14 protein-coding genes and 2 pseudogenes are annotated in these 18,133 nt (G+C 63.9%); 7 read left to right on the top strand and 9 right to left on the bottom strand.

Annotated features, from left to right (window positions below; translation table 11 throughout):
* Window positions 1-41 precede the first annotated feature (41 nt).
* Together aspT (U5A67_RS01370) and aspT (U5A67_RS01365) are read right to left on the bottom strand one after the other, a co-directional pair.
* Entirely contained in the window at window positions 42-1,727 is a 1,686-nt protein-coding gene (gene aspT / locus U5A67_RS01370) for an aspartate-alanine antiporter (RefSeq protein ID WP_321814242.1), read from the bottom strand.
* Between the two features lie 72 nt (window positions 1,728-1,799).
* Window positions 1,800-3,482, bottom strand: coding sequence for an aspartate-alanine antiporter (gene aspT / locus U5A67_RS01365; protein WP_321814241.1), 1,683 nt, complete (start codon window positions 3,480-3,482; stop codon window positions 1,800-1,802).
* 612 nt (window positions 3,483-4,094) lie between these two features.
* Here aspT (U5A67_RS01365) and U5A67_RS01360 point away from each other — a divergent pair.
* Window positions 4,095-5,138 (top strand): LysR family transcriptional regulator, encoded by a 1,044-nt coding sequence (locus U5A67_RS01360; RefSeq protein ID WP_321814240.1) that lies wholly within the window; start codon window positions 4,095-4,097, stop codon window positions 5,136-5,138.
* Window positions 5,139-5,219: 81 nt separating this feature from the next.
* Here U5A67_RS01360 and U5A67_RS01355 read toward each other — a convergent pair whose 3' ends face one another.
* Complete coding sequence (locus U5A67_RS01355; RefSeq protein ID WP_241023198.1) at window positions 5,220-5,750, bottom strand: plasmid fertility inhibition factor family protein; 531 nt, start codon at window positions 5,748-5,750, stop codon at window positions 5,220-5,222.
* 139 nt (window positions 5,751-5,889) lie between these two features.
* Here U5A67_RS01355 and U5A67_RS01350 point away from each other — a divergent pair, with 139 nt between their 5' ends.
* From U5A67_RS01350 to U5A67_RS01340, 3 genes are all read left to right on the top strand, one after another.
* Window positions 5,890-6,729 carry a crotonase/enoyl-CoA hydratase family protein gene (locus tag U5A67_RS01350; RefSeq protein WP_321814239.1) on the top strand — a complete coding sequence of 280 codons (840 nt, stop codon included), beginning with the start codon at window positions 5,890-5,892 and terminating at the stop codon, window positions 6,727-6,729.
* A 263-nt stretch (window positions 6,730-6,992) separates the two neighbouring features.
* On the top strand, window positions 6,993-8,177 hold the full coding sequence (locus U5A67_RS01345) for an MFS transporter (protein WP_205981329.1): 1,185 nt from the start codon (window positions 6,993-6,995) through the stop codon (window positions 8,175-8,177).
* Between the two features lie 57 nt (window positions 8,178-8,234).
* Window positions 8,235-9,386 carry an MFS transporter gene (locus U5A67_RS01340; protein WP_321814238.1) on the top strand — a complete coding sequence of 384 codons (1,152 nt, stop codon included), beginning with the start codon at window positions 8,235-8,237 and terminating at the stop codon, window positions 9,384-9,386.
* Between the two features lie 68 nt (window positions 9,387-9,454).
* Here U5A67_RS01340 and fahA read toward each other — a convergent pair whose 3' ends face one another.
* Window positions 9,455-10,762, bottom strand: coding sequence for a fumarylacetoacetase (fahA, locus tag U5A67_RS01335; protein ID WP_321814237.1), 1,308 nt, complete (start codon window positions 10,760-10,762; stop codon window positions 9,455-9,457).
* Window positions 10,759-12,060: a homogentisate 1,2-dioxygenase gene (gene hmgA, locus U5A67_RS01330; protein ID WP_321814431.1), complete on the bottom strand. Its 1,302-nt coding sequence runs from the start codon at window positions 12,058-12,060 to the stop codon at window positions 10,759-10,761. The genes fahA and hmgA overlap by 4 nt, the downstream gene beginning before the upstream one ends.
* Before the next feature lie 393 nt (window positions 12,061-12,453).
* Between hmgA and U5A67_RS01325 the strand changes: the two genes are divergently transcribed.
* Window positions 12,454-13,281, top strand: a complete 828-nt coding sequence (locus U5A67_RS01325; protein WP_321814236.1) for an EAL domain-containing protein — start codon at window positions 12,454-12,456, stop codon at window positions 13,279-13,281.
* An 80-nt stretch (window positions 13,282-13,361) separates the two neighbouring features.
* Here the strand turns inward: U5A67_RS01325 and murB are convergent, their stop codons facing one another.
* Entirely contained in the window at window positions 13,362-14,417 is a 1,056-nt protein-coding gene (gene murB, locus U5A67_RS01320) for a UDP-N-acetylmuramate dehydrogenase (protein ID WP_321814235.1), read from the bottom strand.
* A 223-nt stretch (window positions 14,418-14,640) separates the two neighbouring features.
* On the opposite strand from murB, the gene U5A67_RS01315 reads away from it, so the two are divergent.
* Window positions 14,641-15,126, top strand: coding sequence for a YajQ family cyclic di-GMP-binding protein (locus U5A67_RS01315; RefSeq protein WP_103702011.1), 486 nt, complete (start codon window positions 14,641-14,643; stop codon window positions 15,124-15,126).
* Between the two features lie 40 nt (window positions 15,127-15,166).
* On the opposite strand, the gene U5A67_RS01310 is transcribed toward U5A67_RS01315, so the two are convergent.
* Window positions 15,167-15,640 carry an SRPBCC family protein gene (locus U5A67_RS01310; protein WP_321814234.1) on the bottom strand — a complete coding sequence of 158 codons (474 nt, stop codon included), beginning with the start codon at window positions 15,638-15,640 and terminating at the stop codon, window positions 15,167-15,169.
* Window positions 15,630-15,806 (bottom strand): annotated as a pseudogene (locus U5A67_RS01305) (transcriptional regulator); the annotation flags it as partial. The gene U5A67_RS01310 and the pseudogene U5A67_RS01305, both read right to left, overlap by 11 nt.
* Between U5A67_RS01305 and U5A67_RS40665 the strand changes: the two are divergent.
* A pseudogene (locus U5A67_RS40665) lies at window positions 15,798-16,106 on the top strand (hypothetical protein); the annotation flags it as partial. The pseudogenes U5A67_RS01305 and U5A67_RS40665 sit on opposite strands and share 9 nt — an antisense overlap.
* 22 nt (window positions 16,107-16,128) lie before the next feature.
* On the opposite strand, the gene U5A67_RS01300 reads toward U5A67_RS40665, so the two are convergent.
* On the bottom strand, window positions 16,129-17,928 hold the full coding sequence (locus U5A67_RS01300) for a methyl-accepting chemotaxis protein (RefSeq protein WP_321814232.1): 1,800 nt from the start codon (window positions 17,926-17,928) through the stop codon (window positions 16,129-16,131).
* Window positions 17,929-18,133 lie beyond the last annotated feature (205 nt).

The following is an 18,133-nucleotide window of genomic DNA, read 5'->3' as shown; positions in this document are numbered from 1 at the left end:
TGCGCTCCTTGTATTCGCGCGCGGCCCGCTTTGACTTCATCTCAAGCAAGACCCACGACGAGCGGCCCGAGCAGCGTGAGCAACACGTTGGCGATCGCGTAGGTGATGGCGAACGGCACCGTCGGCACGGCGCTCTCGGCCTTGTCGAGAATGCCGCCAAAGGCCGGGTTCGCACTGCGCGAGCCGGACAGCGCGCCCGCGAGAATTGCCGCGTTGTTGTACTTGAGCACGTAGCGGCCAAACAGCATCGTAAGGATCAGCGGCACCATGGTCACGACCACGCCCAGCAGGAAGATCGTGATACCGCTTTGCTTGACCGTCACCACGGCCTGCAGGCCCGAATTCAGCCCCACCACCGCGACGAAGGCAGCAAGACCGAAATCCTTGAGCAGTTGCGAAGCCGCCGGCGGCATCACGCCATACATCGGATGCTTGCCGCGCATCCAGCCGAACACCAGCCCTGCGAGCAGACAGCCGCCGCCCGAGCCGAGCGTGAGCGGAATGCCCGCCACGTTCACCACGATCAGGCCCACCAGCAAGCCCAGCACGAGGCCGACGCCCATGTAGATAAAGTCGGTCTTGTTGCTATAGGCGAGCTCGTAACCGGCTTGCTGCACGGCGCGTTTGGTGTCGGTGGCGGTGCCGTAGACCGTGATGACGTCGCCGTGTTCGAGCTGGGTTTGCGGCAGCACCGGCACCGGCTGGCCGGCGCGTTCGATCTTCTCGATGTAGACGCCGTGGCGCATGTCGTGATCGACGTTCTTGCGGACTTCGGCGATCGTCGTATGGTTCATGCCCTTCTTCGTGAAGACGAGCTGACGCGTCTGCATCACGAGGCTCATGCCGCCCGAATCCGGCACCTCCGGCCCGATCAGCACGCCCACTTCGACCATCTGCTCGCGACGGCCCACGACCAGCACGATATCGTCGCGGCTCAGCACGAAGTCGGGCGTCGAATCGACCACCTTGCCCGCGCGCCGGATCTTCTCGATCGCCACGAGATCGCTCTCTGCCGCTTCGAGCTGCTTGACGGTCTTGCCCGCGCCCGCCTCCACTCGGAACACGCGGCCGAACAGTTCGGGCAGCGCGGTGATCTGGCCGGGACCGCTCGACGTCGCGCCGCCCGCCATTTCGCGCTCGGCGTCCTGTGAGGCGTCCTTGAGGCTGCGGCCCATGAACTTCGGCAGGATGTTCACGCAGACGATAATCGCGCCCAGCGAGCCGAACACATAGGTCACGGCATAGCCGATCGCTACATCGGCCTGCATCGCCTTGACCTCATCGGCCGGCAGACCCAGACGCGCGATGGCGTCGCCTGCCGTACCGATGATCGCCGACTGCGTCATGCCGCCTGCCGCAAGACCGGCCGCGAGTCCCTTGTTCAGATGAAACAGCTTCGCGCACACCAGCACCGTGAAGAGACCGGCAAGCGCCATGAACACGGCCATGGCGATTTCGCGCAGCGTCTTGCGATTGAGCGAGTTGAAGAAGCCGGGCCCGGAGTCGTAGCCCACGGCGTAGATGAACACCGCGAACATCACCGACTTCACGCCGTTATCGATCGTCACGCCCACCTGACTGACCACCACCGCGGCGAGCAGCGACCCGCCCACGCCGCCTAGCTGAAACTTGCCGAAGTTGATCTGGCCGACCCAGTAACCGACGGCCAACGAGAGAAACAAGGCGATTTCCGGGGATTTGTGAAAGATGTCATGTAGCCATTCCATCGTGCCCTCGCATTGGTAGGATTGACGCCCTGCTGCTGCCAGGGAAAGTCGGCAGTGCGAAATGGCGCCGTATCAGCCGAACTTCGTTGCGAGCCCAACCACTACGGGCCCCATGAGCGGCAACAAGATATTCGACAGTGCGTAAGTGATCGTGTAGCCGATCACCGGAGTCGAATTGCCGGTGACGCCAACGAGCGCACTGATCGCCGGCGTGCTGCACTGCTGACCTGCAATCGCGCCGAGCAGCATCGGCGCTTCGAGCTTGAGAAACATCCGCCCGATCCAGAGAGAAAGGAGGCCCGGAACCAGCACCATCAGGATGCCGGCGAGTGGCAGCGCAAGGCCGTATTCGCGCACGAGCTTGATGGCGTCGGGGCCGGCGGAAAGACCCACGGCGGCGATGAAGGTGGCGAGGCCAAAGTCCTTGAGCACCTGCGCGGCCGCCGAGGGCAGCGAGCCCACCACCGGAAAATGCGAGCGCAGCCAGCCGAAAAACAGCCCCGAGAGCAGACAGCCGCCGCCCGTGCCGAGCACCAGCGCCACGCCGCCCACATTCACGCCGAAGCGCCCGATCATCATGCCGACCAGCACGCCCAGGCCCAGATAGACGAAGTCGGTTTTCTGGGTCTGCTGGATCACGTAGCCGAGGCGCTTGACGCCGCGCGACACGTCCGCGGGCGCGCCCACGAGCGTGAGCACATCGCCGCGATGCACGACGGCGCCGGGCAGCGCGGGCACGGTCGTATCGAGCCGCGTGATTGCGCTCACGTAAATGCCGCGCGCGTCTTCCGGCGCGGCGCGTTCGCGTAGCTGGGCGAGCGTGAGGCCATTGGCGTCGCGGCGCGTGAGCATCACGTCCACGCGATGCGCGAGCAGCTTCGTAAAGCCTTCGCCGGAGACTTCGCCGCCGAGCAGCGCCGAGGCATCGACCATCGCTTCGCGTCGTCCTGCGATCAGCACGACATCGCCGGGCTGCAGCACGAACTGCGCGTTCGTCTCGATCTGGCGCGACGCGCGCAGCACCTGCTCGATCGTGATGTTGTTGCCAAAGCGCGCCTCGAACGCCGACACCTGCATGCCCGCGGCCTGCCCCACATCGAACGCGCGGCCCACGAGCGGCGGCAGCGCGAGACGCTGGCCGTCGTCGAGCACGCCGTCGCCGCCGAGCTTGCGAAACAGGCGCGCGGCTTCATCGCGCAGATTCACGCGCATGATGATGGGCGCGATCTGGCTCGTGAACAGCACGATGGTGATGAGGCCGAAGAGGTAGCTCACGCTATAGGCCGTGACGATGTGCGCCTGCATCGTGCTGACCTGCGTGTCGCTCAGGCCCAGTTTGGCGATGGCCTCCGACGCCGTGCCGATCACCGCCGATTCCGTGGCCGCACCCGCCAGCAGACCGGCTGCCGTGCCCGCGTCGAGTTTCATCAGGACGACTGCAATCATTACGAGCGTCATGACGGAGACGATTTCGACGATCGACAGCAGTCCATAGCGCCAGCCGCGCCCCACATTCGCGAAGAACTGCGGGCCGCCGGTGAAACCGAGCGCGAAGATGAAAAGCGCGAACGCAACGTTCTTGAGGTCGGGCGCGATGCGCGCGCCGGTCTGACCCAGCACCAGTGCGACGATCAAGGTACCGCATACACCGCCCAACGATATGGGCCCAAAACGAATAGAGCCAATCAGATAACCGAGTGCAAGACTGACGAACAGGGCAATCTCGGGTTGCGACTTCAGCAATTCGACGATCATGTCTGGTCTGCCGATTTACGTTCTGGTTTTACCAAAAGCGCTTAACAAGACATGCATAGGGCATGCAGGCCTTTATTTACGCGCCTCGTCGCATATTTGCGTCATATGCAATAAATGCCTGAACCGCCTTTAGTCATCGTCTATGTTAAAAATGTGATGCCGTTCTTCAATGCTTCGCGGCATTACATTGAAAACAAACGTATATAAGTCCGGAAAATATCAGGTTGAAGCAAACGCTGTCGCCACAGTGCGCAATACCGGCAATACGGGCAGCGAGCGGCGTCCGCAAAGCCTTATTGCGCGGGCATGAGCACCGGATTGAATGCGCTTTTTCCGTTTGAATCAAGGCGAGTTAGCTCGTGCAGCAAAATGTCGCTTCTCGCCACATCCAATTCCCATGCCAGCTTTACCGCCAATCTTTTACAGGCAAAGAAACAGCACTACCGTTTGAGATAGATATTGTAATTCTCAACGACTGTCAATATTATTTTCGTGCACGATCGCTGTTCGCTTAGAAGGAATCAGCGTTACTCTGGATACCCGGCGTTTGCCGTGAATGTCCGCGTAACGCCCATTCAACCGGCACATGCACCAGCATACGAGGCGAATTCGATGAATCAGATCCACGCCATGCGCGTCTTCGTCAGGGTTGCGGAGTCGCAAAGCTTTCGCCGCGCCGCGCAGCAACTCGATGTCTCGAATGCGCTCGTCACCCGCTCGGTCGCGATGCTCGAAGCACATCTGCACACGCGCCTCATCAATCGCACGACGCGCAATCTTTCGCTCACCGAAGCAGGTCTGCGTTATCTCGAAGGCTGCAAGAGCGTGCTCGAAGAACTCGATCACCTCGAAGATTCGCTCGCGCATACCGAACGCGAACCCAGCGGCACCTTGCGCGTGATGGCGGCGGGCTCGCTCTCGTTCGCCACGCTCACACCGCTGATCGACGGTTTTCGCAGGCTTTATCCGCGTGTGAATGTACGGCTCACGCTCGCAGAGAAACAGACGGAACTGCTCGAAGATGGCTTCGATGTGGGCATCGTCGCGGCATCGGCGACACGCGGCGGCGAGTTCGTCGAACATGCGCTGGGCAGCACCGCGTTCGTGCCTTGCGCGTCGCCGGTGTGGATCGAGGAACATGGCGAGCCGCGCACACCCGAACAACTGGAGCAGCACGCTGCCGTGACATTGCCGCCGGAAGAGCGCAGCGCCAGCTGGCTGTTCGCGCGGCGCGCAGATCCGCTGCAACAGACGCAGCAGGCGCAGCAGGCGCAGCAAGTCACGCTGCAGCCCGGCTACGCGGTCAACAACATGCTGATGGTGCGGCTTGCCGCGCTTGCGGGCATGGGCGTGGCGATCGTGCCCGCACCGCTCGTGGCGGACGACATCGCGGCGGGCACGCTGGTGCGTCTGCTCCCCGAGTACGAGATCGAAGACGCGCAGGCGAATATGGTGATTGTTTATCCGCGCCGGCAATATCTGCCCGCGAAGACCTTGCGCTTCGTCGATTACACCGTCGAGCATTTCGCGCAGGCGTGCGATGAGCATCCGGCGTCGGCGAGCGCAGCGAAACCCGCACCTCCGGTTGCCGCGTTGCGCACGATGAGCGGCAACGTCAGCGCGGGCTCTGCGTGGCACGCGATGAACGGCGCGTAGCGAAGCAGCACATTCAACCTCGTATGGAGGGGCGCCTGGGCGCCCCTTCGCTTCTGTGCGCAGCCTGCTGCCAGATCTGCGCTACACGGCCTGTTGCACCGCGTCGCGCTGCGCATCGTCCTCGCCTGCCGCGCCGCAAAGCTCGCGCAGCAACGGCGCTTCACGCTCGTGCACTTCCACCGGCAACCACATCGCACCGGCCCACGCGAGATAGCGCGCGCGATGCTGGCCGTTGCGAAACGCCACCACGCCCACGTGCGCGAGGCCCAGCCAGCCCGCAATGCCGATGCCGCGCCGCTTCGTGATCGTCACGTAGGGCATCTGCGGCACGCGTTCGTTGTCCGGATCGAGAAACTCGCGGATGCCGCGCACCTTGCCCACATGCCAGTCATCGACGGGCTTGAGCACGTAATCGGTATCGTCGCGATCGGCGCAGAGCAGCAGTTTGTGGAGATCGACCACCACCACTTCGTGGCGGGTGCCGTCGGTCGTGAAGACGCGCTTGAGGCGCACGTGGTCGTACGCCTGATGCGCAGGCAGTGGCACGACCCAGACCGGGCCGCTTCCGCCTTGCAGCGGCGGGGAAGGAATCGAAGGCATCTCGGCAGACATGGACATGGACGTCTTCGGCATGCAGTTAGTGCGCCTCTCGCAGGGAGGAAAAGCGACCTAAGCTACGAGGGATTCGTGACTATTGTGTGACCTATGCGGCGTGAATGCGCGCAGTGTGGGCCCTTCAGGGAAGACGCCGATGGACACCGACAACGCAGCCCACCCGCAGCATCGCGACGACACGAGTATCGAAACCTTCGGCTCTCATGTGCGCATCGAAGCGCGCGCGCAGGTCGCCACGATCGTGCTCGATCGCCCGGCGCAGCGCAATGCGATCGACCGCGTCGTCGCCGATGCGCTTGCGACCGCGTTCACACGTTTCGAATCGAATCCGCAGTGGCGCGCGGCGGTGCTTTACGGCGCGGGCGGCACCTTCTGCGCGGGCGCCGATCTGGGCGCGCTGAACGACGACACGCGTCGCAATACCGTGAACGCCGACGGCAGCGGCAACGGTCCGCTCGGCCCGACACGTATGCTGCTGAACAAGCCGGTGGTTGCCGCCATTTCAGGATACGCCGTCGCCGGAGGACTGGAACTCGCGCTGCTCTGCGATCTGCGCGTCATCGAACAGAACAGCGTGCTTGGCGTGTTTTGCCGCCGCGTAGGCGTACCGCTGATCGACGGCGCAACGGTGCGTCTGCCGCGACTGATCGGCCTTTCGCGCGCGCTCGATCTGATTCTCACGGGGCGCGCGGTAGATGCGCAGGAAGCCTTGTCGATGGGGCTGGCGAATCGCGTGGTCGCGCCCGGCACCGCGCTCGACGTTGCGCAAACACTGGCCGCGCAACTCGCGGCGTTTCCGCAGGCGGCGCTGCTCGCCGACCGCAAATCGGCGTATGAAAACAGCCCGCTCGACGACCTCGCCGAAGCGCTGCGCCGCGAAGGCGCCGGCGGCTATCGCGCGGTGATGGACGAAGGTCTCGCAATGGCCGCGCGCTTCGCCGCCGGTGCGGGCCGTCACGGCGAGTCGTTTGACTGATCAAGCCCGATCGATGAAGCGAGAGGAGCAAGCAAGGCGAGCGCCCCCGCGTACCCCGACGAAATCGCCGGCACAACCATCCGCACACGCGCCCGGCGGACAGTGTTGCGTAAGAAGAACGCAAGAAAAGGGTGTCGCATGCGGCGCGGCGCATTTCAGTACAATCCCGAGTTGACTCGTGCCGCGCACGTCTGCGCGGGCGATTCGAGGCCCGCGTTCACGCGCAATTCCACGGCCCATGCCTTACCTCCATCACGCCAGCCATGCCACTGCCCCTGCTCGCCCTTGCCGTTGCCGCGTTTGGTATCGGTACCACCGAATTCGTCATCATGGGCCTGCTGCCCGATGTCGCGCGCGACCTGTCCGTGTCGATTCCGGCCGCGGGCATGCTCGTCTCGGCCTACGCGCTGGGCGTGACGATCGGCGCGCCCATCGTCGCCATCGCGATCGCCAACGTGCCGCGCAAGGCGGCGCTGATGCGGCTGATCGGCATCTTTATCGTCGGCAATCTGCTGTGCGCGCTGGCGCCGAATTATTCGATCCTGATGGCCGCGCGCATCGTCACCGCGTTCTGCCATGGCGCGTTCTTCGGCATCGGCTCGGTGGTGGCGGCGGGACTCGTCGCGCCGAACCGGCGCGCCCAGGCGATCGCGCTGATGTTCACCGGCCTCACGCTCGCCAACGTGCTGGGTGTGCCGCTGGGCACCGCGCTCGGGCAACTGGCCGGCTGGCGCACGACCTTCTGGGCGGTGACCGGCATCGGCCTGCTAGCCGCGCTGGCGCTGCAGATCTGCCTGCCGAAGCACATCGAAATGCAGAAGGCGAGCCTCGTGCACGAATTCAGCGTGCTCAAGAACCCGCAGGTGCTGATGGTGCTGGGCATCAGCGTGCTGGCATCGGCGAGCCTCTTCTCGGTGTTCACCTACATCACGCCGATTCTCGAAGACGTTTCCGGTTTCTCGCCGCATGAAGTGACCTTCGTGCTGCTGCTGTTCGGCCTCGGCCTGACGGTGGGCAGCACGCTGGGCGGCAAGCTGGCCGACTGGAAACTGATGCGCTCGCTGCTGGTGTTCCTCGCGATGATCGGCGTGGTGCTCGCGGTGTTCGCCGCGACGATGCACGACCCGATCATGGCGAGCGCGACCATCTTCGTGTGGGGCATTCTGGCCTTCGCGATCGTGCCGCCGCTGCAGATGCTGATCGTCAATCGTGCGAGCGAAGCGCCCAACCTGGCGTCGACGCTCAATCAGGGCGCGTTCAACCTGGGCAATGCGGGCGGCGCGTGGATTGGCGGCGTGGCGATCGGTTCGGGCGCGGCGCTCACCACCCTGCCGTGGGTCGGCCTGCTGATGGCGCTTGCGGCGTTGGGGCTGACGTTTGTATCGGCGCAACTCGAGCGGCGCGCGCGTCGCCGCACGGCGGTGAGCGGACCGACATCGGCGATCTGATCCGCCGGGGCGCTTTTTCCTTACGGTTGTAAATGGGCCGGTGTAGGATTGCGCCCGATGAAAACCGTCCTCACCCGCGATTTCCTCGCGCTGATCCTGAGCGTGGCCGTGGTTGGCCTGGGCTCCGGCGCGACCTTGCCGCTGACTGCGCTTGCCCTCACCGATGCCGGCTATGGCACGAGCGTCGTCGGCCTGTTGACGGCCGCGCAGGCGCTCGGCGGCCTCGCGGTCGTGCCGTTCACGGCCTGGATTGCTGCGCGCATTGGCTCGCGGCAGGTGATCGTCGGGTCGGTGCTGGCGGTTGCGGTGGCCACGGCGTTGATGCAGTGTTGCGCCGATCTCTGGATCTGGGGCGCGCTGCGGATGATCTGCGGCGCGGCGCTGATGCTGCTTTTCACCATCGGCGAAGCGTGGGTCAACGAACTCGCCGACGATTCCAATCGCGGCCGCGTCGTCGGCATCTACGCGACGACCTTCACGCTCTTCCAGATGTCCGGGCCCGTGCTGGTGAGCCAGATCGCGGGCTACACGGCGTGGCGTTTTGCGATTTGCGGCGCCATCTTTCTGATCGCCTTGCCGATGCTGGCGGCGATCCGCTCATCTCCGCATACGTCGGAATCCCACGAGCAGCATGGAAGCTGGCGGCATGTGCTGCCGAAGATGCCGGCTTTGATTATCGCAACCGGCTTTTTCGCGCTGTTCGATACGCTCGCGCTTTCCTTGCTGCCGCTGTTTGCTATCGGGCATGGGATAGATAGCGAGGTGGCCGTGCTGTTTGCGTCGGTTGTGCTGCTCGGCGATACGACGATGCAGTTTCCTATCGGCTGGCTGGCCGATCGCCTGGGGCGCGAGCGCGTGCATGCGCTGATGGGCGTGATCGTCGCTGTGCTGTTGCCGCTGGTGCCTTTTTTCGTCGATTTGCCGTGGTTGCGCTGGCCGCTTCTGTTTGTGATGGGGGCCGCGGCTGGGTCGATCTATACGCTCGCGATTGTGGCTTGCGGGGAGCGGTTCGAAGGCGTGGCGCTCGTTTCTGCGAGCGCTTTAGTGAGTGCTTCGTGGAGTGCTGCCAGTTTTGGCGGGCCTATTGTTACGGGGGCCTTGATGGAGCACGTCGGGCGCGATTCCATGCTTTGGGTGCTGTTTGCTTGCGCGCTGGTGTTTCTCGGCGCGTTGCGGTGGGAGCGGGCTCGCGGGATTGAGCGGGCTTAGGATGGTGGGGTGCTGGCATTTCCTGAATTCAAGGAAATGCCAACGGTGCTCCCAGGAAAGCCCAAAAACTACTTCACCGCAGGCATCACCACCCCGACACACGTCCCAAACCCCACCCGATACCCGTCGCCCTGGCACCATCCAGCAAGCGTCAGCTCATCGCCATCCTCGATAAAGCCGCGCGTGCCGCCCTCTTTAAGCGCCACAGGATTTTTAGCGTTCCAGGTAATCTCCAGCAGACTCCCAAACGAATCCGCCGTGGGCCCCGAGATCGTCCCCGAGCCCAGCAAATCGCCCACGCGCATATTGCAGCCCGCGACCGTATGGTGAGCAAGCTGCTGCGCCATCGACCAGTACATATGCCGGAAGTTGGTCCGCGAGATCGTCGTCGCTTCCGACGCGCCTTCAGGCCGCAACAGCACCTCCAGCGAGATATCGAACGCATGCTCGCCCGCATGCCGCAGATACTCGAGCGGCTTGGGCTCCTGCACAGGCTGCGCCACCCGGAACGGCTCCAGCGCATCCAGCGTCACAATCCACGGCGAGATCGTCGTCGCGAAGCCCTTCGCGTTAAACGGCCCCAGCGGCACATATTCCCACTGCTGGATATCGCGCGCGCTCCAGTCATTGAGCAGCACCATGCCGAAGATATGCGCCTCGGCATCCTCGCAGGCCACCGGTTCGCCCAGCGCATTGCCGCGCCCGATAATAAAGCCCGTCTCCAGTTCGATGTCCAGCTTCCGGCACGCGCCAAACACCGGCCGCTCCTGATCCGGCAGCTTCAACTGGCCATTGGGGCGGCGCACCGGCGTGCCGCTCACCACCACCGACGAAGCGCGCCCGTTATAGCCGATCGGCATTTCCGACCAGTTCGGCAGCAACGCATTCTTCGGATCCCGAAACATTGATCCAACATTCGTCGCGTGCTCTTTCGACGAATAAAAATCCGTATAGCCAGGAATATCGACCGGCAGATGCAGCTTCGCATCGGCGAGCTTGACGAACACACGCTGACGCAGCGCCGCATCGTCGCGCAACGTCGAGGTCTCTTTCGCCAGCAGCGCCGATAGCTGCACGCGCACACTGCGCCACGCATCGCGGCCCAGCGCGATGAAGTCGTTCAACGCAGGCCGCGCGAAGACGTTCGACTCCGCGCCCGCCCGCAGCAGCCCCGCTTCGAACAGCGCCGCCAGATCGGCCACCTGATCGCCGATCGCCACGCCCACGCGCGCCTGCGCTTGCTGCGCCGTGCTGAACACGCCGAACGGCAGGTTCTGAATCGGGAAATCGCAGGCCGCGTCGTTCGCGCTGTCGATCCAGCTCTTGCGCTGCGGGTCCAGCGTCGCCTGTAGTTCGCGGTTGATGGGATTGCTCATGCCTTCTCCGGATTGAAGTGTTTCTTGAGGCCTTGCCAGCACTCGTAGTAATGCGCCTGCAACTGGCTCGTTTCGAGCGCGTAGCGCGTCGGGCGGATCAGCGTGCGGGTCTCGAACATGAAGGCCATCGTGTCGCCGACCTTGTGCGGTTTGCCGGTGTCGGCGTTCGAGGCTTTCTCGAAGGTGTCGGCATCCGGGCCGTGGCCCGACATGCAGTTGTGCAGGCTCGCGCCGCCCGGCACGAAGCCTTCGGCCTTGGCGTCGTACACGCCATGCACGAGGCCCATGAATTCGCTCGCCACGTTGCGGTGATACCAGGGCGGACGGAAGGTGTTCTCGGCGGCCAGCCAGCGCGGCGGGAAGATCACGAAGTCGATCGAATCGACACCCGGCGTGTCCGTCGGCGAATGCAGCACGAGGAAGATCGACGGGTCCGGATGATCGAAGCTGATCGAGCCGATCGTGTTGTAGCGGCGCAGGTCGTATTTGTACGGCGCGTAGTTGCCGTGCCAGGCCACCACGTCGAGCGGCGAATGGCCGATATCGGCGCGCCACAGCTGGCCGTTGAGTTTGGTGACGAGTTCGAACTGGCCTTCGCGGTCTTCGTAGGCCGCGTGCGGCGTGAGGAAGTCGCGCGGATTCGCCAAACCATTCGAGCCGATCACGCCCAGATCCGGCAGACGCAGCAGCGCACCGAAGTTCTCGCAGATGTAGCCGCGCGCTTCACCGTCGGGCAGATCGACGGTAAAGCGCACGCCGCGCGGAATCACGGCGATCTCGAACGGTTCGATGTCGAGACGGCCCATTTCCGTGGCGATCGACAGACGCCCCTGCTGCGGCACGATCAGCAGTTCGCCGTCGGTGTTGTAGAAGAAGCGGTCCTGCATTGAGCGGTTGGCCGCGTACAGATGAATCGCGCAACCGCTCATCGCGGCCGCCGAGCCGTTGCCCGCCATCGTCACCCAGCCGTCGATGAAATCGGTCGGCGCGGCGGGCATGGGCAGCGCGTCCCAGCGCAACTGGTTGGGCGGCGTGGGCGGCACATCGCCGAAATCGGCGACGAGACGCGCGCCCTGCCCGTTTGTCTGCGATTTGAGCGGTGTGAACGGCTGATGCACCGCGCCCGGGCGGATGCGGTACAGCCACGTTCTGCGGTTGTGCGAGCGCGGCGCGGTGAAGGCCGTGCCCGACAACTGTTCGGCGTACAGGCCGTACGCACAGCGCTGCGGCGAGTTCTGGCCCGCGGGCAAGGCGCCGGGCAGCGCCTCGGTGGCGAATTCGTTGGCGAAGCCGCTCATGTAACCACTCTGCGGGGCGCCGCGCTCACCACCCGCTTGACCCTGCAGGCCCTGAGCGCCCGCCTGGCCGGGCATCGGTGCGTTCATCACTGTCTCTCCATGTTTCTATACCGGATCGGCTGCACGACGCGCGCCGTTCTGCTCGGGCGCTTGCGTCACGCGATTTACGAATAGTAAAACGGATTATGATTAGTGAAATTACACGTAAACCCTGGGCGCGGCTTTTTTGCGGCGGCGTCAAGCCTGGCAAGCCTTGGCGCGTGGATATCGTTATCACCAATCAATGCATGCCAGGACGCTGCGGGCTGCTACCATCAAGTCATGCGGCCCCGTAGCCGCGCTGTTCCATATATTCCCTTTCCAACTCCGTTTGCCTCGCCTCTTCATCGCGTCATGATCGCTCCGACTATTCCCGAGCTTGTTGCCCGCTCCGCCAGCCATCCTTTTCTCGGCGAGCATCTGGCGATGGGGACCGGCGCGCATCACGCCGAAGCCATCGCGCGGCGGCGCGGCGTGGAAATGCTCAGCGCCTACGAGCCGATCTACGACATCAGCGTGCACGGCGGCGTGCAGTCGCTGACGGCGGATCTCACGTCGGCGGCCCGTTTCGGTGATGAACTCGGCTTTCAGGCCGTCACGCTGCGCGACGAAAACGGCAAGATCGCGCCCTTCGATCCGTTCTCCGATACGCTCGACGACCCGGAACTGGTCGCGCTCGACCGCTGCGTGCGCGCGCTGCACACGATCAACTTTCTGGGTTCGCAGCAGCACGGCCTGCTGTTCCTGCGCGTGCACGAGCGGCTGCTCAAGAGCGTGAAATACGATCATGGGCGCCATTTCTCGAACGTGCTGGTGTCGTTCGGGCTCAATCCCGGGCGCGTGGTGATCGAGCTGCCGGCGGCGGCGGTCGCGCATCGCACCTTCGTCGGCTATCTGACGAAGAGTTATCAGCGCTATGGATTCAAGGTGGCGGGCAATCTGCCCAATGCCGGCCAGATCCTGTCCGTGTCGGACATGGCGCGGCTCGATTTCGTGAAGATGGATGCGAGTTCGGCGCTGCGCGATTCGATGGTCAAGCCGCTGGTGAGCTACGCCGCGCGCCTGCGCATTCCGCTGATTTTCAACCGCGTAATGGACTCGTCGCAGTTCGAACAATTGCAGCAGTACGACGTGCGATTCGTGCAAGGGCCCGTGTTTGCGGCGCAGAATAGCGCCGCGTAAAAACGCCTGAACACAGGGCCTGAATGCAAAAACGCCGCGCATGACAGCGCGGCGTTTTTTGTTCGAGCGTGAAACAGCGCTTAAAGGCTGATCGGCTCCTGCTCCAGCTCCACGCCGAAACGCGCCTGCACGTCGTTGCGGATCGCTTTCGCGAGTTCGAGGATATCGGTGCCGCACGCGCCACCGCGATTCACGAGCACGAGCGCCTGACGTTCATGCACGGCCGCCGCGCCAAGCGTGCGCCCCTTCCAGCCACACTGGTCGATTAGCCAGCCCGCCGCGAGCTTCACGCGGCCGTCGGCCTGCACGTAGGAAACGACTTGCGGCTCGCGCAGCACCAGCGCGTCGAACTGCTCGGCGTCGATCACCGGATTCTTGAAGAAGCTACCCGCGTTGCCCAGCACCTGCGGATCGGGCAGCTTGGCGCGGCGCACGGCGACGACGGCATCGAACACGTCGCGTGCGTGGCGCGCTTCATCGAGACCGCGCTGCGCGAGTTCACGCGCGAGATCGGCATAACCGGCGTTGGCGCGCCACTGCTTCGGCAAACGGAAGGTCACCGAAACGATTACGAAGCGGTCGCGCCCTTCGCGCTTGAAAAAACTGTCGCGATAACCGAAGGCGCAATCGGCGGCATCGAACTCGTAAGACGTGCCGGTTTCCAGTTCGATCGCACGCACACGAGCGCAGCGCTCGGCCATTTCCAGCCCGTAGGCGCCGATGTTCTGGATCGGCGCGGCGCCCACCGTACCCGGAATCAGCGCGAGGTTTTCCAGGCCGCCCATGCCTGCTTCGAGCGTCCACGCGACGAAATCGTGCCAGTTCTCGCCAGCGGCGGCTTCCACGTACCAGGCGTCATCGTCTTCGTGGACAACGCGCTTGCCCGCCAGCGCGATCATCAGCACCAGACCGTCGAAGTCGCGCGTGAGCACGACGTTGCTGCCACCGCCCAGCACGAGCGTTGGCAGACCAGCGGCACGCGGGTCGCCGAGCGCCTCCATCAGATTGGCTTCGTGCTCGATACGGCAGGCCAGACGCGCGCGCACGTCGAAGCCGAAGGTGTTATGCGCGCGCAGCGGGTAGCCGGCGGTGAACCACACGGGGGACGGATCGGCAGACGCGAAGGAGGCGGACATCGGAAAAATCGGGACGGAGAGAAAGCAGCAAAAAACCAGCAAAAAGACCGGAAAAGTAACGCCGTTGTGCCACGGCGGGACGCGGCACGCGCCTTGCAGCCTTGGGCAAACACGGCCGCGCCGGTAAAATGGCGCGGTCCGTGATTATAGCGAGTGCGCGGCGCGTCTCAGTAACCGCTACGGCGGCCGGGTTCCGCGGCGCTCGCACCTTTGGGAGAAAGCAATGCCATCGTTTGACGTCGTCAGCGAAGCCAACATGATCGAAGTGAAGAACGCGATCGAGCAATCCAACAAGGAAATCTCCACGCGCTTCGACTTCAAGGGTTCCGATGCGCGCGTCGAGCAGAAAGAACGCGAGCTGACCGCGTTCGCCGACGACGATTTCAAGCTCGGTCAGGTCAAGGACGTGCTGATTTCGAAAATGGCCAAGCGCAATGTGGATGTGCGCTTCCTCGACTACGGCAAGATCGAGAAGATCGGCGGCGACAAGGTCAAGCAGGTCATCACCGTGAAGAAAGGTGTGTCGGGCGACCTCGCGAAGAAGATCGTGCGCCTAGTGAAAGACAGCAAGATCAAGGTCCAGGCGAGCATCCAGGGCGATGCCGTGCGCGTGACGGGCACCAAGCGCGACGACCTGCAAAGCGTGATTGCCATGCTGCGCAAGGACGTGACCGACACGCCGCTCGACTTCAACAACTTCCGCGACTGATCTTGTCGCGCGCCGCCCGGTAGCTCGATAGCGGCGGGACTTAAGCGCCCGTCGCGACGAGCGGCATCAATACCTCGCCCGTTTCCAGCAGCGTCTTCAGATTCGACAGGATGCGCGGCCAGCCGCCCGACACGGCTTCGATGAACTTCGAGCCCGGGCGCGCCACCCGATGCGTGACCGTGAGCTTCACCGCCTGCTCCACCGCCTCGATGTCGAGCGTGCAGATGGAGTCGCCCTCATCTGCCAGTTCCAGCCTGAACACATTGCGCCAGCGAATCACCAGCCGATGCGGCGGGTCCGCTTCCACGATTTCGCCCGTATCCGCCACGCGGCCATCGGCGAAACGCAGCGACCACGGCGAACCCGCGCGAAAGTCGCTCTCCTGATGCATGCCGTACCAGTAGCGCTCGGTGAACGCGCGGCGGGTCAGCGCGGTCCAGAGTTCGGCAGGCGTCGTGCGGATGTAGGTGACGTAGACGAAGAGCGATTCGTTTGCCTGCGCATCACTGCTCATGACGGTCTCCTTGCGCTTCGAGCGAGCGTCGCAGATCGACGAGCGCGTCCACGCGGTTGCGTTCGAACTTGCCGATCCAGCGCGCGGCAATTTCGCCGATCGGCACCGGATTGATGAAGTGCAGCTTCTCGCGGCCGTGGCGTTGCGCGACCACCAGATTCGCCGCGAGATCGCTAGCGCCGCATGGTAAGCGAAGCTCGCACCAACCGATATCAGCTTCGTTCGAGCGTTCCACACCATTCAGCACGAAATGATGTGGACCGCCCTTACGCCGGCCTACGCAAAACTACCCGTCTGCCTTCAGCGTCTGCGGGAGCGACTCAAGTCTCTTCCCTTTGAAAAGCGACCCGGTCGTACATGCGACCGGGTCGTCAAGACTCGTCCTTCTCGCTACTCCGTTCGGTACCTTAAAAAAGACCTAGTGAATGGCATTAGCGCCGAAGCGCCGTTTTTCCAGTTTCGCTAGACCCACTAACCCGCCAGCCGAATCAATCGAGCCTGAACTGCCCCACTGCCTCGGCGAGATTGATCGCCTGGCTGCGCAGCGCGGCCGCAGCAGCCGTCGATTGCTCGACCAGCGCCGCGTTCTGCTGCACCATCTCGTCGAGCTGGCTCACTGCGCGGTTCACTTCCTGAATACCGCGCGTCTGTTCCCCGGCCGCATTCGTCACTTCCGAAATAATCGTCGTCACGTTCGAGACATTCGCGACGATCTCGTCCATCGTCTCGCCCGCGCGACGCACCAGTTGCGAGCCCGAATTCACGCTCGCCACCGTCGATTCGATCAGCGCCTTGATCTCGCGCGCCGCCTGCGCGCTGCGCTGCGCAAGGCTGCGCACTTCGCCCGCAACCACCGCGAAACCGCGCCCCTGCTCGCCCGCGCGCGCCGCTTCCACCGCCGCGTTGAGCGCCAGAATATTGGTCTGGAACGCGATCCCGTCGATCACGCCGATGATGTCCGCGATCTTCACCGAAGCGTGCTCGATCGCGCCCATCGTATCGACCACATCGCTGATCACCGCGCCGCCGCGCGAGGCCACCGTCGAGGCCGAATTCGCCGTGATATCGGCCTGCTGCGCGGCGTTGGCCGATTGCGCGACCGTCGCCGTGATTTCCTCCATCGAGGCCGCCGTCTGTTCGAGGCTGGCCGCCGCCGATTCGGTGCGACCCGAAAGATCGACGTTGCCCGCGGCGATTTCGTCGCTCGCGGTGCGCACGGACTGGCTGGCGTCGCGGATATGGCGCATCACATCGCGCAACTTGTCCATGAAGGCGTTGAACGAGCGCGCGATCTGCGCGACTTCGTCGTTGCCGGTGGCCGGCAGGCGCTGCGTGAGATCGCCCTCGCCCGCGCTGATCGCGTCCATCGCGTCGCGCACGCTGGACAGGCGCTTGAACGACACCGACGTCATCGCGCCCACCACCAGCGCCGCGATCACCGAAATCACCACCAGCGTGATCAGCGACACCGTCAGCAGCGAGCGCATGCCCGCCAGCGCATCCGCGCGGTCGAACGCGACGATCACGCGCCAGTCCGTGCCCGCGATGGCCTGCGCGCGCATCAGCTTGGCTTCGCCGTTCACGTCGATATGAACCGGACGCGTCGCCGCGAACAGCGCCGCGAGTTTGTCGCCCGAGAGATCCGGCGCGACGTCCGTGACGGGCTTGAGCGTGAGCTTGGCGTCGTCGTGCGCGACGATCTCACCGCTACTGTCCACCAGCATGCCGAAGCTCGCGGGCGTCGGATGGATCGAGCGCACGTTGGCGATCACGCTGTCCATCGCCACGTCGCCGGAAATCACGCCCTTGACCTGACCGTCGCGGATCACGGGCGTGGCGAAGGCCACCACCAGCTTGCCCGTGCCGACATCCACATAAGGCGGTGTCACCACGCCCTTGCCCGCCGCCACGGCCTGCTTGTACCAAGGGCGGCCGGTCGGGTCGTAATCGGGCGGAATGCCGGTGGCATCCGAGAATTTCGCGGTTTTATCGGCGTAACCGACGTAGACGTTGGTAAAGCCTCCGGCCGTGGCGATCTGCTTGAGCATCGGCACCGGATCTGGTTGCAACACGGCGCCCTGCAGCGATTCGATCATCTGCGCATGCGTGGCAACCCAGTCGCCGATGCCTTCCGCATGGCTGTTCTCGACGGCGGTAAGCGTCGCGTCGATCGAATCCTTGTTGTGCGAGTTCGCAACGAAATAGTCGAGCGCGGTATTGGCCGCAAGCGCCACGACGACGATAACGACGCATAGCGCGACGATGCGCGCGCGAATGGTGGAGAACATGGTGGGGAAAGCGCCGTGTGGAGTAGTTTGAATCAGACTGCCGGACAGAGAGACGGACGACACAAAAGTGGACGACAGACGCAATTACGGCACACGGCGCAGGCGACTTGAGTAGGGTTTATCGGGGTATGAACGCGCGATTATTCCGGCATCTGAAAGCAATGACGGAGACCGCTAAATCGCTGATCTGGCGGCAATTAAATGG

It is taken from the genome of Paraburkholderia sp. J69-1 (assembly GCF_905220255.1).
Taxonomy (GTDB): Bacteria; Pseudomonadota; Gammaproteobacteria; order Burkholderiales; family Burkholderiaceae; genus Paraburkholderia.
The sequence above is the reverse complement of the archived record's forward strand: the minus strand, read 5'-3'. Positions and strand labels throughout refer to the sequence as shown.

Excerpts from the sequence above, each read along its gene's own strand:
- aspT (WP_321814242.1), bottom strand. The coding sequence starts at position 1,727 with ATGGAATGGCTACATGACATCTTTCACAAATCCCCGGAAATCGCCTTG.
- aspT (WP_321814241.1), bottom strand. The coding sequence starts at position 3,482 with ATGATCGTCGAATTGCTGAAGTCGCAACCCGAGATTGCCCTGTTCGTC.
- U5A67_RS01360 (WP_321814240.1), top strand. The coding sequence starts at position 4,095 with ATGAATCAGATCCACGCCATGCGCGTCTTCGTCAGGGTTGCGGAGTCG.
- U5A67_RS01355 (WP_241023198.1), bottom strand. The coding sequence starts at position 5,750 with ATGTCTGCCGAGATGCCTTCGATTCCTTCCCCGCCGCTGCAAGGCGGA.
- U5A67_RS01350 (WP_321814239.1), top strand. The coding sequence starts at position 5,890 with ATGGACACCGACAACGCAGCCCACCCGCAGCATCGCGACGACACGAGT.
- U5A67_RS01345 (WP_205981329.1), top strand. The coding sequence starts at position 6,993 with ATGCCACTGCCCCTGCTCGCCCTTGCCGTTGCCGCGTTTGGTATCGGT.
- U5A67_RS01340 (WP_321814238.1), top strand. The coding sequence starts at position 8,235 with ATGAAAACCGTCCTCACCCGCGATTTCCTCGCGCTGATCCTGAGCGTG.
- fahA (WP_321814237.1), bottom strand. The coding sequence starts at position 10,762 with ATGAGCAATCCCATCAACCGCGAACTACAGGCGACGCTGGACCCGCAG.
- hmgA (WP_321814431.1), bottom strand. The coding sequence starts at position 12,060 with ATGAGCGGCTTCGCCAACGAATTCGCCACCGAGGCGCTGCCCGGCGCC.
- U5A67_RS01325 (WP_321814236.1), top strand. The coding sequence starts at position 12,454 with ATGATCGCTCCGACTATTCCCGAGCTTGTTGCCCGCTCCGCCAGCCAT.
- murB (WP_321814235.1), bottom strand. The coding sequence starts at position 14,417 with ATGTCCGCCTCCTTCGCGTCTGCCGATCCGTCCCCCGTGTGGTTCACC.
- U5A67_RS01315 (WP_103702011.1), top strand. The coding sequence starts at position 14,641 with ATGCCATCGTTTGACGTCGTCAGCGAAGCCAACATGATCGAAGTGAAG.
- U5A67_RS01310 (WP_321814234.1), bottom strand. The coding sequence starts at position 15,640 with ATGAGCAGTGATGCGCAGGCAAACGAATCGCTCTTCGTCTACGTCACC.
- U5A67_RS01300 (WP_321814232.1), bottom strand. The coding sequence starts at position 17,928 with ATGTTCTCCACCATTCGCGCGCGCATCGTCGCGCTATGCGTCGTTATC.